General features: G+C 73.3%; 10 protein-coding genes. 7 read left to right on the top strand and 3 right to left on the bottom strand.

The genetic code is table 11. The features are described 5' to 3' along the window. Nucleotides 1–41 precede the first annotated feature (41 nt). The 3 genes from ACTWP8_RS20750 to ACTWP8_RS20740 are packed head-to-tail and all read left to right on the top strand — an operon-like array spanning nucleotide 42 to nucleotide 4,991. Nucleotides 42–1,109, top strand: coding sequence for an AAA family ATPase (locus ACTWP8_RS20750; protein ID WP_443323650.1), 1,068 nt, complete (start codon nucleotides 42–44; stop codon nucleotides 1,107–1,109). Next, nucleotides 1,109–2,488, top strand: coding sequence for a DUF58 domain-containing protein (locus ACTWP8_RS20745; RefSeq protein WP_443323649.1), 1,380 nt, complete (start codon nucleotides 1,109–1,111; stop codon nucleotides 2,486–2,488). Before ACTWP8_RS20750 ends, ACTWP8_RS20745 begins: the two co-directional genes overlap by 1 nt. Before the next feature lie 31 nt (nucleotides 2,489–2,519). After that, the gene (locus tag ACTWP8_RS20740) at nucleotides 2,520–4,991 is read left to right on the top strand and encodes a transglutaminase family protein (RefSeq protein WP_443323648.1); all 2,472 of its coding nucleotides are present in this window, start codon (nucleotides 2,520–2,522) and stop codon (nucleotides 4,989–4,991) included. Between the two features lie 260 nt (nucleotides 4,992–5,251). On the opposite strand, the gene ACTWP8_RS20735 is transcribed toward ACTWP8_RS20740, so the two are convergent. The 3 genes from ACTWP8_RS20735 to ACTWP8_RS20725 all read right to left on the bottom strand — a co-directional run bounded on the left by ACTWP8_RS20735 (nucleotide 5,252) and on the right by ACTWP8_RS20725 (nucleotide 7,551). Continuing rightward, nucleotides 5,252–5,674, bottom strand: a complete 423-nt coding sequence (locus ACTWP8_RS20735; protein WP_443323647.1) for a DUF3040 domain-containing protein — start codon at nucleotides 5,672–5,674, stop codon at nucleotides 5,252–5,254. A gap of 406 nt (nucleotides 5,675–6,080) precedes the next feature. Next, the gene (locus ACTWP8_RS20730) at nucleotides 6,081–6,842 is read right to left on the bottom strand and encodes a methyltransferase (RefSeq protein WP_443323646.1); all 762 of its coding nucleotides are present in this window, start codon (nucleotides 6,840–6,842) and stop codon (nucleotides 6,081–6,083) included. Between the two features lie 181 nt (nucleotides 6,843–7,023). Then, entirely contained in the window at nucleotides 7,024–7,551 is a 528-nt protein-coding gene (locus ACTWP8_RS20725) for an SAV_6107 family HEPN domain-containing protein (protein WP_443313384.1), read from the bottom strand. A gap of 230 nt (nucleotides 7,552–7,781) precedes the next feature. Here ACTWP8_RS20725 and ACTWP8_RS20720 point away from each other — a divergent pair, with 230 nt between their 5' ends. From ACTWP8_RS20720 to ACTWP8_RS20705, 4 genes are all read left to right on the top strand, one after another. Beyond that, a complete protein-coding gene (locus tag ACTWP8_RS20720; RefSeq protein WP_443323645.1) occupies nucleotides 7,782–8,627 on the top strand; it encodes an ATP-binding cassette domain-containing protein in 846 nt (281 codons plus the stop codon). Further along, nucleotides 8,599–10,686 carry a YhgE/Pip family protein gene (locus ACTWP8_RS20715; protein WP_443323644.1) on the top strand — a complete coding sequence of 696 codons (2,088 nt, stop codon included), beginning with the start codon at nucleotides 8,599–8,601 and terminating at the stop codon, nucleotides 10,684–10,686. Before ACTWP8_RS20720 ends, ACTWP8_RS20715 begins: the two co-directional genes overlap by 29 nt. Before the next feature lie 44 nt (nucleotides 10,687–10,730). Then, nucleotides 10,731–11,339, top strand: coding sequence for a TetR/AcrR family transcriptional regulator (locus ACTWP8_RS20710; RefSeq protein WP_443323643.1), 609 nt, complete (start codon nucleotides 10,731–10,733; stop codon nucleotides 11,337–11,339). 485 nt (nucleotides 11,340–11,824) lie between these two features. After that, nucleotides 11,825–13,384 (top strand): phytoene desaturase family protein, encoded by a 1,560-nt coding sequence (locus ACTWP8_RS20705; protein WP_443323642.1) that lies wholly within the window; start codon nucleotides 11,825–11,827, stop codon nucleotides 13,382–13,384. Nucleotides 13,385–13,387: the final 3 nt, after the last annotated feature.

The following is a 13,387-nucleotide window of genomic DNA, read 5'->3' as shown; positions in this document are numbered from 1 at the left end:
CGAAAGGGCCCCGGCCCGCAGAACGGGCCGAGGAGGGCCGGGTGACGACCTATGACGATCGAGCGAGCCTCACGGATCTGACCACCACAGCGGACCGGGTCCGCAGGTCGGTGGAGAACGTGATCGAGGGCAAGCCGGAGGTCGTACGGCTCTCACTGACCGTGCTGCTCGCCGAGGGCCATCTGCTCATCGAGGATGTGCCGGGCGTGGGCAAGACCATGCTGGCCAAGGCGCTGGCCCGGTCCATCGACTGCTCGGTTCGGCGCATCCAGTTCACTCCCGATCTGCTGCCCTCAGACATCACGGGGGTCAGCGTCTTCGACCAGCAGCGGCGGGACTTCGAGTTCAAGCCGGGGGCGATCTTCTCGCAGATCGTCATCGGGGACGAGATCAACCGCGCCTCGCCGAAGACCCAGTCGGCGCTGCTGGAGTCGATGGAGGAACGGCAGGTCACGGTCGACGGGCAGACGTACGAGCTGCCCAGCCCCTTCATGGTGGTGGCCACCCAGAACCCGGTGGAGATGGAGGGCACGTACCCGCTGCCCGAGGCCCAGCGGGACCGCTTCATGGCCCGCGTCTCGATCGGCTACCCGAGCCCCGAGGCCGAGCTCGAGATGCTGGACGTGCACGGCGGCGCCTCGCCGCTGGACGACCTGCAGCCGGTGGCGCACGCCCACGAGATCGTGAAGCTGGTCGAGGCGGTCCGCACGGTCCATGTGGCCGACTCCGTGCGGCGCTACGCGGTGGACCTGGTCGCGGCCACCCGCAACCACCCGGAGCTGCGGCTCGGCGCCTCGCCGCGCGCGACGCTGCACCTGCTGCGGGCGGCGAAGGCGGCGGCCGCCCTGGGGGGCCGGGAGTACGCGCTGCCCGACGACGTGCAGGCCCTGGCCGTGGCGGTGCTGGCGCACAGGCTGCTGCCCACCGCGCAGGCGCAGCTGAACCGGCGGACGTCCGAGCAGGTCGTCACCGAGATCCTGCAGCTCACCCCGGTGCCCGACCCGTCGGCGCAGCAGTGGCGGCAGCCGCACGGGCACCGGCCACCGACTCGCCGGCCGCACGGACCCGAGCCACACGGTCATCAGCCGCCCGGCGCGCGGAGGCTGTGATGTCCGGGGCGCCGGCACCGGCACCGGCACCGGACGTCGGTGAGGAGGACCGGGGCGGCCTGCGGGCCGCGCTCGCCGGGCTGACGACGCGCGGCCGGTCCTTCCTCGCGGCGGGTGTCGCCGCGGCCGTGTGCGCCTATGTGCTGGGACAGTCCGATCTGCTGCGGGTGGGGCTGCTGCTGGCCGCGCTGCCGCTGGTCTGCGTGGCCGTGCTGCTCCGCACCCGCTACCGGGTGGCGGGCAGTCGGCGGCTCTCCCCCGCGCGCGTGCCCGCGGCCTCGGAGTCGCGCGTGCACCTGCGGGTCGACAACGTCTCCCGGCTGCCCACCGGGCTGCTGATGCTCCAGGACCGGGTGCCGTATGTGCTGGGGCCCCGGCCGCGCTTCGTGCTGGACCGGGTGGAGCCGGGCGGGCGGCGCGAGGTCTCCTACCGCGTCCGGTCCGATCTGCGCGGCCGCTATCCGCTCGGGCCGCTGCAGCTGCGGCTCACCGACCCCTTCGGGATGTGCGAGCTGACCCGGGCCTTCAGCTCGTACGACACGCTGACCGTGGTCCCCCGCGTCGAGCCGCTGCCCGCGATCCGGCTCTCCGGAGAGGCTTCCGGGTACGGCGACGGGCGGCAGCGCTCGTTGGCGCTGGCGGGCGATGACGACGTGATCCCGCGCGGCTACCGGCACGGCGACGACCTGCGCCGGGTGCACTGGCGGTCCACGGCGCGGTACGGCGAGCTGATGGTGCGCCGCGAGGAGCAGCCGCAGCGCACGGGCTGCACGGTGCTGCTGGACACCCGCCGGATCGCCCACCAGGGGGCCGGGCCGGACTCGGCCTTCGAATGGTCGGTGTCGGGCGCGGCCTCGGTGGCGGTGCACATGCTGGAGCGCGGCTTCTCGGTGCGGCTGCTGACCGACACCGGCAGCTCGGTGCCCGGCCCCGACGGGGGCGGCTCCGGTGGGGACTCGTCGGACGTGGCGGGGCTGCTGCTGGACACGCTCGCGGTGGTCGACCACTCCGCGAGCTCGGATCTCTCCCGGGCCTACGAGGTGCTGCGCAGTGGCAGGGAAGGGCTGCTGGTGGCCTTCCTCGGCGGCCTCGACGAGGAGCAGACGGCGGTGGTGGCCCGGATGCGGCAGCGCAGCGGGGCGGCGGTGGCGTTCGTACTGAACGGCGCCGCCTGGTCCAGGGATGCCAGGGGCGACGGCCAGGAGGCGTTCGAGGAGCGGCTGAGGTTGCTGCGCGAGGCCGGCTGGACCGCGCTGCCGGTCGGGCCCGGCGAGTCCCTGCCACACCTGTGGCGGCAGGCGGACGGACAGCGTACGAGCCCGGGCACGGGCGCGAGCACGGGCACGGGCACCGGCGCGCAGGCGGGCGGCGCGCGATGAAGCGGGGGCAGGGCACGAGCGGGGGTGCGGGATGAGCGGGCGGGGACGGCTGACGGTCTGTGCGGTGCTGGCCACGCTGATGGCGGCGTGCGCGCTGCTGCCGCTGGTCGAACCGGCCACGTGGATCGTGCAGGCGGCGTTCCTGCTGGGGATCGTGTCCGTGGCGGGCACCCTGACCCGCAGAGTGCCCGTGGCCAGACCGCTGACCGTGGCGGTGCAGGCGCTGGTGACGCTGCTGCTGCTGACGCTGGTGTTCGCGCGCGAGCAGGCACTCGGCGGGGTGCTGCCAGGACCCGATGTGTTCCGTGAGTTCGGCCAGCTGCTGGCCGAGGGCGCCGACGACGTCAGTCAGTACGCGATCCCGGCGCCGGTCACCTCGGGCATACGGCTGCTGCTGGTCGGCGGCGTGCTGCTGATCGGCCTGACGGTGGACACGCTGGCCGTGACGTACCGCAGCGCCGCGCCCGCGGGGCTGCCTCTGCTCGCGCTGTACTCCGTCGCAGCCGGTCTTTCCCCCGGCGGCGCGGGCTGGCTGTGGTTCCTGCTCGCTGCCTGCGGATATCTGCTGCTGCTCCTCGCCGAGGGGCGGGACCGGCTGTCGCGGTGGGGGCGGGTGTTCGGCGGTGCTCCCAGGGCTCCGAGCCGCCTCGGGGCGGGCCTCGAACAGAGCGGAGGCCCGGCGGTCGCTCCGGTACGCACCGGGCGGCGGATCGGCGCGGTGGCGCTCGGCATCGCCCTGGTGGTGCCGGCGGCCCTGCCCTCCCTGGGCGGCGGGCTGCTGGAGGCGCGGACGGGCGGCCCGGGCGCCGGGCCCGGCGGCGGCACGATCTCCGCCGTGAACCCGCTGGTGTCGCTGCAGAACAGCCTCAACCAGCCGGAGAACCAGGAGGTCCTGACCTACCGGACGAACGCGCAGAGCACGCAGAACATGTATCTGCGGATCGTCGCGCTCGACCAGTTCGACGGAAGCTCCTGGAAGCCGTCGGAGCGGAGAGTCAGCGACGTACCGCCGACGCTGCCCGCGCCCCCCGGGCTGAGCCCCTCGGTGCGGACGAGCCCCGTGGAGACGACGATCTCGGCGGCCGGCTGGTACCGCCAGAACTGGCTGCCGCTTCCCTACCCGGCCACCCGGGTCGAGATAGGCGGGCGGTGGCGGTTCGAACCGGAGGGCCGCACTCTGGTCGGCGACCGCGGACAGACGACGCGCAGCGCGCAATATCAGGTGTCGAGCCTGCTCGTGGAGCCGACGGCGGATCAGCTGGCCGGCGCGGCACCGCCGCCGGCCGGTCTGCTGAAGGAGTACACGCGGGTACCCGACGCGCTGCCCGACGTGGTTGCCAGAACCGCCCGCGACGTGACCGCCGGCGCATCCGACGCGTACGAGAGGGCCGTCAGGCTCCAGGACTGGTTCGCCTCCGACGGCGGCTTCACTTACGACACGGAGGTACAGGCGGGCAGCGGGACGCAGGCCATAACCCGCTTCCTGAAGGAGAAGGAGGGCTTCTGCGTGCACTTCTCCTTCTCGATGGCCGCCATGGCGCGGACTCTGGGCATCCCGGCGCGGGTGGCGGTGGGCTTCACACCCGGCTCGGCGCGGGCGGACGGCTCGATGTCGGTCGGGCTGAAGGACGCCCACGCCTGGCCCGAGCTGTACTTCGAAGGCGTGGGCTGGACCCGCTTCGAGCCGACCCCGACCCGTGGCACGGTGCCGGACTACGCGATCGAGGAGACGCCCACGGGCGGCGCCACCGACCCCGGCCTCCCCCGGCCGCCCAGCTCGGCCGAGCCGTCCGCGCAGCCGGCCCCCTCGCAGAGCTGCGGCGCCGACGAGCGCCGCCGCGGCGACTGCGGGATCCCCGCCGAGCAGGCGAGCGGCGGTCCCACGGACCAGGGGCCGCCCTGGGCCAGGATCCTGACCTGGACGACACTCGGGCTGCTGCTCGTCGCGGTCCCCGTGCTGCCGCTGCTGTGGCGGGTGCGGACCCGCAGCAGACGGCTGAGCGGCGCCGGAGCCACGGCAGGGGACGCGGCCGTACGGCCGGGGGACGTGGAACATGCCAGCGAAGACGCCGCGGCCGGGGTCGCGGCCGGACAGACGCTCGCGGCCTGGCGTGAGCTCATCGACTCCGGATGGGACTACGGCATCCTGCCGGACGACACCCAGACACCGCGGCAGGCCGCCGACCGCCTCGTCGGCAGCGGCAGGCTGGACTCGGCGGCGGCAGCGTCGGCGCGGCGGGTGGCGGCCGCGGTCGAGCAGGTGTTGTACGCGCCCGAGCCGCATCCGGTGCCGGGTCTCGCGGGCGACGTGCGGCGAGTGCGGGCAGGGCTGCACGCCACGGCGAGCCGGGGCGCTCGGCTGCGGGCGCTGCTCGCGCCGCGCTCGGCGGTGCGGGTGGTGTGGGCCTTCTCCCGCTGGTGGTCCGCGCTGGTCGCCCGGTGGGGCGTGGAGCGCTGGGCACAGACGCTCCGCCGGGCCCGGCCCAGCAAGCAGCAGGGCTGAGGCCGGGCCGCTGGTACAGCCGTTGGGAGAGGCCGTTGGAAGCGGCGCGGCCGGTGCGAGCGGCCGCACGGCTGTGAACGTGCGGCTTGCGGGCGTGCGGGCTGAGGCCGCGCACGTGAGCTGCGCATGTGAAGCGCCACCTACGTGAAGGGCCGAAGCGCCACCCACGTGAAGGGCCGTGCCTGCGAAGGGCAGAGCATGTGAACTTGTGAAGGGCGGCCACCGCACGGTGGTCGCCCTTCACATGAGTTCGGTGAGGGTCAGTGACCCTGTTCGTCGCGGCGGCGCTGCCACCGCTCCTCGATACGGTTCATCAGCGATCGGCGCTGCCGAGGATGGTGGCGGCGGAAGTGGCCTCCGTGGCCTCCGCCGTCCGCTGCCGGTGTCTGCGCCGGTGTCTGCTCGCCGGGCTTCGGCGCCTTGCGCCACCCGGTCACCGCGAGCACGGCACACCCCAGCATGACGAGAAAGCCCACCACGCTGATCCAGATCTGCTGGGCCACCATTCCGGCCATGAGGAGCGCGATACCCACCAGAAAGCCCGCCACCGCCTGGTAGACCCGTCGCCGGGTGTACGTGCGCAGCCCGCTTCCCTCAAGCGCTGTCGCGAACTTGGGATCTTCGGCGTACAGCGCTCGCTCCATCTGCTCGAGCATTCGCTGCTCGTGCTCCGAGAGCGGCACGGAGTCCTCCTACTCGTCGGTCGCGGGGGGCGACCGGGGTGCGACCCTTTCAGGATAGGCAGGGAATCGCCCCCGTGAAACCCGCCCCTCTGCGCCAATTCGCCATTCCGGACCGCCATGGCAGCGCAGGTGGTGGGCAGTGCATTCCCCGGCCTCCCGTCCGTCATGCCGGACCGTGTTCCCCGATCATACGGGGCGATGCGGCTGATCGGGTGGCGTGTGGGTTACTGCATCCGCCGATCGCTGCCGATCAGAGGCCTCGCCGGCGGACCGTGGGTCGTCCGGGAGGGGGACCGGCAGGACCCGCGCAGGGCCATGCCCCGCGGACCTGTACCGACCCGCGCCGCTCGTACGGGCCGCGCTGTGCTGGGCCTGCTCGTACGGGACTTGGCCTGCTTGTACGGGATCAGTCCGCGTCCCGCTCGGCGAGCACGTGCAGCTGAGTGGCCACGGCGTGGAAGGCCGGCAGCTCGGCCGCGGCGGCCTCCAGCTTGAGCAGGGCCTCCACCGCGCCCGGCTCGGTGTCGACCAGCACTCCGGGAACGAGGTCCGAGAAGACCCGGACGCCGTGCACGGCTCCGACGGACAGGCCGGTCGCCGCGACCAGGCCGGTCAACTGCTCCGGAGTGAACCGGCGGGGCACCGGGTCGCCCTCGCCCCAGCGCCCGTCGGGATCGGTGAGCGCGTGCCGCGCCTCCGTGAAGTGGCCGGCGAGCGCCCGGGCGAGCACGGCACCGCCGAGGCCCGCCGCGAGCAGGCTCAGGGTCCCGGCGGGCCGGAGCGCCTCGACGGCGTTCCGCACGCCCTCGGCCGGGTCGTCCACGTACTCCAGCACCCCGTGGCACAGCACGACGTCGTACCCGCCGCGCTCCGCGACGTCGAACAGGCCGTGGGCGTCGCCCTGGACGCCGCGCACCCGGTCGGCGACCCCGGCCTCGGCGGCCCGCCGCTCGAGGGCGAACAGCGCGTTGGGGCTCGGGTCGACGACGGTCACGCGGTGGCCGAGCCGGGCGGCGGGCACCGCGAAGTTGCCGGTGCCGCCGCCGGTGTCGAGGACATCCAGGCTCTCCCGGCCCGCGGCCTTCACCCGGCGGTCCAGGGCGTCCTGGAGCACCTCCCAGACCACGGCGGTACGGAGAGAGGCGCGGGGGCGCATCGGGTCGGACACAGCGAGTGGCTCCTCGGCGCGGGACCGCCGCGGACGGCGGGAACGAACTGGTGCGGGTGGTTCCCACCCTATGGCCTCCGGAGCCCATTGCCCTCAGCCCATTGCGATCAGGCGCTCATCCCGCTGCCCTCAGGCGCTCACCCCAGGGCCCTCATGCGCTCGTCCCGCTGCCTTGAGGCGCTCATCCCGCGTCCGGCCTGGCGTCGATCCGCGGCTGCGGCAGCACCGGTTGCAGCACGAGCATCCGCTCCACGATGCGCAGGAACATCCCGGCGTCCCGCAACAGGTCGTCGGCATCGCGGCAGCTGACCGCATCGCGTATACCCGCTTCCGCACGGGCGCGGCGGGTCGCGCCGGACGCGAACAGCATGCTCCACTCGGCGAGTTCGGGTGCCACCTCGGGCAGCACCTCCCAGGCGCTGCGGATGCGCTGCCTGCGGCGCGGCGTCGGCTCGGGCCTGCCGCGGACGGCGAGCACCGCGGCCGCGGTGCGCAGCGCGGCGAGATGCGCGATGGCGAAGCGCTCGTTCGGGGTCTCCAGTTCGGCCGCCTCGTCGAGGCCCTGATGGGCCTGGGCGAGCAGGCCGAGCGCTTCGGGCGGTGCGGTGGCCCGGCGCACTACGGGGTGCACATCGCTCGCCGGGCCGCTCAGGGAAGGGTCGGGACGGGTGGTGCGGCGTCGGCGCGCAGCGGCGGACGTTGTGGCCATGACGAACCTCCTGTCGTCGCGGACGGCTCTTGCCGTATGCCGACATCGTGGGGCACACCACTGACAATCGGCCCTGACCTGCAGTTTTCCCGCGTCTGGCCCACTCCTGACCCGCTCTTGACCCGCTCCCGACCCCGCCCCTTGCCGACCGTTGACGGGACGCGTTTGAGACAACCGCCCACCATGAGGCATACTTTTGCACTGACCAGTCAGTTCAAAGGGGAGGGTTCGTGGACAGCACCCCACAGGGGGCGGCGGTCACGGCCGTGAAGTTCGGCGTCGAAGGCCCGCGCGGCTGGGCGTTCCGGGACATCGACATCAGTGCCGAGCCCGGCGCGCTGATCGCCGTGACAGGCCCTTCGGGCTCGGGCCGCACCAGCCTGCTGCTCGCGCTCACCGGCCGTATGCGCCCGGGCGCGGGCCACGCCGAGATCGCCGGGCTGCGGCTGCCCAGGAAGATGGCCGCCGTACGACGGATCAGCGCGCTGGGCCCGGTGCCGGGCGTCTCCGAGCTCGATCCCGCGCTGACCGTCACCGAGCATCTGCGCGAACGGGCCCTGCTGCAGCGCCGGTTCAACAGCTCGCTGCGCGCCCTGCTGCGGCCCAGGCGAGAGCGCGTGCGGGACGCCAGGCGCCGGATCGACGGCGCCCTGGAGGCGGCCGGGCTGGACCTGAAGTCCCTGCCCAAGGGGCCGCGCACGGCCGTACGGGACCTGGAGCGGCTGGAGTCGCTGCGACTGTCGGTGGCGCTCGCGCTGATGGCGCGACCGCGGCTGCTGGCCGTGGACGACGCCGACCTCAAGCTCTCGGATGCCGAGCGCGAGCAGGCGTGGGCGCTGCTGCGCGGCGTGACGGACGGCGGGACGACGGTGCTGGCCGTGTGCAGCCAACCGCCGGATGGCGCGGTGGTCGTCCCCACCACGAAGCCCGGCAAGTCCGGGCCAGATGAGACCGGCAAGACCGGCACAACCGAGACCGGCAAGACCGGTACCGGCACAACCGAGACCGGCAAGTCCGAGACCGACGAGACCGAGGAGGGGGCGGCCGATGCGCTCGCCGAGACTGGCCGCACTTGAACTGAAGCGGTTCGGCAGGGGGAAGCTGCCGCGCGCGGCGCTCGTGGCGCTGCTGCTCCTGCCCCTGCTCTACGGGGCGCTGTACCTGTGGTCCTTCTGGGACCCGTACGGCCACCTGGACCGGATCCCGGTCGCGCTCGTCAACACCGACGCGGGCGCCACCACAAAGGGAAAGAAGATCACCGCGGGCGACGACATCGTCGAGGGCCTGCGCGAGAGCAAGACCTTCGACTGGCGCGAGGTGAGCCCCGCGGAGGCCCGTAAGGGCGTGGCGGAGGGCACGTACTACCTCTCCCTCACCGTGCCGTCCGACTTCAGCAAGCGCATCGCGTCGAGCTCCGGCGACAATCCGGAGACCGGGGCACTCAAGGTCCGCACCAACGACGCGAACAACTACATCGTCGGGCAGATCTCCCGGAGCGTGTTCTCCGAGGTGCGGTCCGCGGCGTCCACGAAATCCGCGCGCTCGTTCCTCGACAAGATCTTCATCTCCTTCTCCGACATCCACGGCGCGACCGAGAAGGCGGCCAAGGGCGCCGACGACCTCGACGGCGGTATCGGCAAGGCGAAGAAGGGCGCCGGCGACCTCGCGAACGGCCTGACCGACGCGAAGGACGGCAGCCGTGACCTGAAGGACGGCGTCACGAAGCTGCACTCCGGGGCGCGCGACCTCAAGGACGGCTCGCGGCGGGTCGCGGACGGCACCAAGGAGCTGGCGGACAAGGTCAACGCCGCCTACGACGAGGCCGGTCCCTTCCTGAAGGACCACGGCGACGAAATCGCCAGCAGCGCCCGGCACGTCGCCGAGGCGAGCAGGAAGCTCAAGCAGGACCTCGCCAACCTGCCGACCCGGGCCGCCCAGGCCGCCAAGGACACCCGCGAGATCTCCGACCGGCTGGCGGAGAGTTACGCCCGCAAGTGCGAGGGCCCGGTCAAGCTCGAGATCACCGCCGACTGCTCCGACCTGAAGAAGCTCGTGGACGCGGCCGACAGCGCGGCGGACACGGCCGAGGACTTCAACAACCTCGTCCAGGACCACGAGAACCTCGACGAGTTGGGTTCCCACCTCGACGCCCTGAACCGCATGGCGCTCGACCTGGCCGACCGGGCCCCGACCCTGGGCAGCGACCTCGAGTCCGCCGTGGCGAAGATCAACGCGCTCAACAAGGGCGCACAGGCCGTCGCCAAGGGCGCGAGCACCCTGCACACGGGTCTGGGCTCCGCTCAGCAGGGCTCGGCCGACCTCGACAGCGGCATCAACCGGCTGTCCGGCGGCGCGCACACCCTCAACGGCGGCATGTTCAAACTGGCCGACGGCTCCGGCAAGCTGGCCGGCGGACTGCACGACGGCGCCGCGAAGATCCCCGACTACGACAAGCAGGACCGGGACGCCCGTACCGCCGTGATGTCCGACCCGGTGCAGCTCGCCTCCCAGTCGATGCACGACGCGCCCAACTACGGCACCGGCTTCGCCCCGTACTTCATCCCGCTGTCCCTCTGGGTCGGCTCGATGGTGGCCTACATGATCATCCAGCCGCTCAACCGCCGGGCGCTGGCCGTGGGTTCCTCGTCCTGGCGGATCGCGCTGGCCGGCTGGCTGCCGGTCGCCGCCCTCGGCGTGCTGCAGACGGCGGCGCTGATGTCCGTACTGCACTGGGGACTTGGCCTGGAGATGGTACGGGCGGCCGGTACGGTCGGCTTCCTGCTGCTGACCACGGCGTGCTTCGCGGCCATCGTGCAGTGGCTCAACGCGCGCTTCGGGCCCGCGGGCCGGATCCTCGTCCTGGCGCTGCTGATGCTGCAGCTGACCTCGGCGGGCGGCACGTACCCGGTGCAGACGAGTCCGGGCTTCTTCAACGCCATCCACCCCTTCCTGCCGATGACCCACGTCGTCGACGGCCTGCGCCGGCTCATCACGGGCGGCGGCCTGGGCCCCGTCTGGGAGGGCTCCGCGGTGCTAGTCGCGTACACGCTGGGCGCGCTCGCGCTCACCGCCTGGTCGGCCCGCCGGCAGCAGGTCTGGACGCTCAACCGGCTGCATCCGGAGCTGAGCCTGTGACGCCTGTGATCAGAACGCGTCCCGCAGCGGGCAGAATCAGCCGCATGGACAGCAGCACCCGGCGCCGTCAGGCGACCCGCACCAGGCTCTACGAGGCCGCCGTCACCCTCATCGCCGAGAAGGGCTTCTCCTCCACCACGGTGGACGAGATCGCCGACCGGGCCGGGGTCGCGAAGGGCACGGTCTACTACAACTTCGCCAGCAAGAACGAGCTCTTCGAGGAGCTGCTGCGGCACGGCGTCGGACTGCTCACCGCCTCGCTGCAGCGGGCCGCGGACGAGACCGCGGAGCGCGGCGGCAGCCGGGTGGACGCGCTGGACGCGATGATGCGGGCCGGGCTCGTCTTCATAGACCGCTATCCGGCCTTCACCCAGCTCTACGTGGCCGAGCTGTGGCGTACCAACCGCGCCTGGCAGTCCACGCTGATGGTGGTGCGGCAGCAGGCCGTCGCGGTGGTGGAGACGGTGCTGAGCGAGGCCGTCGAGCGCGGGGAGCTGAACGACGAGATCGACGTGCCGCTGACGGCGGCGGCGCTGGTCGGCATGGTGCTGGTCGCGGCCCTGGACTGGAAGGCGTTCCAGCCGGAGCGGTCCCTGGACGATGTGCACGCGGCGCTCTCCCGGCTTCTCCAGGGCCGGGTCAGCGGCGGATAGTCCGGAGGCGGCCGGAGCAACTCGGCTGGTCGGCTGCGCTGATCGGTGGATAAGCCCGCTGGTCGGCCGGGTAAGCCGGGCTCGTCGGCCGGTCAGGGCCGCGGGGCGGCGCGCGTACGAAAAGCGCGCTGCCCCGGCGCGGCTCGATCCCCCCGAGCCGCGACAGGGCAGCGCTTTCCCCCACGTCCCCCGTAGGCCCCGTAGGGCCCCCGTCTCCCCCGTGCTTTCCCCCGTCCCCCATCCCCCGACGGAGCCCCCGTTCTCCGTTTCCCCGTCGCTCCCCCGTTCCGTCCGGGGTGCCGCGCCGTTTCCGCCGCCCCGTGCCGGCGGTTCCGGCGCCGCGCCCCTTCCGTGGTCTCCACTCTTCCGTCTGCGCAGGTCGGAACCCATCCGCGCGGCTACTCATCCCGGCGGATAGGTATACCTACTCAGACGTCCGCTCCCGTCCCCACGCGCGCGTGGGGACGGCGGATAAGGTCTCGTCCATGGCACGGATTGCGGTGATCGGCGCCGGGATGGGCGCGATGGCGGCTGCGGCCCGGCTGGCCGTGGCGGGCCACCAGGTGGCGGTGTACGAGCGCGGGGAGACGTACGGAGGTGCCGTACGCCGCTTCGAGCGGGACGGCTTCGGCTTCGACACGGGCCCAGGTCTCCTCCATCTGCCCGCCGTCTACCGCGACTTGTTCGTCAAGACCGGCAAGGAGCCCCTGGAGCAGCGCGTCGAGCTCTCCCAGGTCGACCCCGCGAGCCGGCACGTCTTCCCGGACGGCACGGAGGTCTCGCTGCCGAACGCCTCGCGCGCGGGCGTCGTCGCGGCGCTGGACGCCGCCCTGGGCGCGGGCGCGGGCGAGCGCTGGAGCGACCTGATCAGCCGGGCGCGGGACGTCTGGGACGCCACCCGCAGGCCGCTGCTCGAGGAGCCGCTCCGCGCGGACTGGAAGGCGCTCGGCAAGGACCCGTACCCGGCGGTGCGGCGCGGCCTGTTCCGGCGCGGCGCCACGACGCTCGCCGAGGTCGCGGAGCGCGAGCTGCACGACCCGCGGCTGGGTGCGCTGCTGGAGGGCCATGCCCTGGCGTACGGCTTCGATCCGCGCAGTGCCCCGCCGAGCGCGGTGGTGCTGCCCTACGTGGAGCAGACGTTCGGCAGCTGGTACGTCCGCGGGGGCATGCGCGCGCTCGCGCACGCCCTCTACGAGCGCTGCCTGTCCCGGAAGGTTGAGTTCACCTTCGGCGCAGAGGTGGATGTCATCGCCGAGAAGGGCGGGCGGGTGGCGGGCCTCGTGCTGATGGACGGGACCCGGGTGGACGCCGATCTGGTCGTCGCGGGCGTGGACCCCTGGGCGCTGGCCATGATGGCGGGTGACTCGCCCGTCGCGTACAACCGGCTGTGGGACGCCGACGACGTCCTGCCCCGGCTGCGCCGCCCCCGCGCCCGGTTCACGGTCCTCCTCGCCCTCAGGGGCGCGCGCCCCGAGGGCACGGCCCACCGCACCGTGGTGCACGCGGCCGACCGGGAGGCGGAGTTGACGTCGGTCTTCGGCACGGGCCGCGGTCCCGCGGGACCGCGGCCCGTGCCGTGCGAGCGGCCGACCGTCACGGTGCTGCGCCCCGACGACCCCACGCAGCGCCCCGACGACGGGCACGAGGCGGTCACTCTGACCGCGACGGTGCCGGGCCACGCCGAGGAAGCGCCGGACTCCGTCGACTGGGCAGCGGACGGCGTGGCGGAGGACTTCGCGGAGCGGGTGATCTCGGTGGCCGGGGCTGCGATCCCGGATCTGCGCGAGCGGCTGCTCTGGCGGGAAGCCCGTACGCCTGCGGACAACGCGGACGAGACGGGGACGGCGGGTGGCGCGGTGCCGGGACCGGCCCTGGCCGGGGTCCGCGGCGAGCAGCTGCGAGCGGCCAACCTGACGCGATTGCCGGGGCTTTACACGGTCGGCGGCTGGTTCCACCCCGGCGGTGGACTCGCGCATGCCGGGATGTCGGGCGCGCTCGTCGCCGGGCTGATCGTCGAGGGAGACGACTGGCGCGGCTCGCAATGAGCC

It is taken from the genome of Streptomyces sp. 7N604 (assembly GCF_052245475.1).
Classification (GTDB): domain Bacteria; phylum Actinomycetota; class Actinomycetes; order Streptomycetales; family Streptomycetaceae; genus Streptomyces.
Note: the sequence above shows the minus strand (reverse complement) of the source record. Positions and strands in the feature narration are given on the sequence as shown.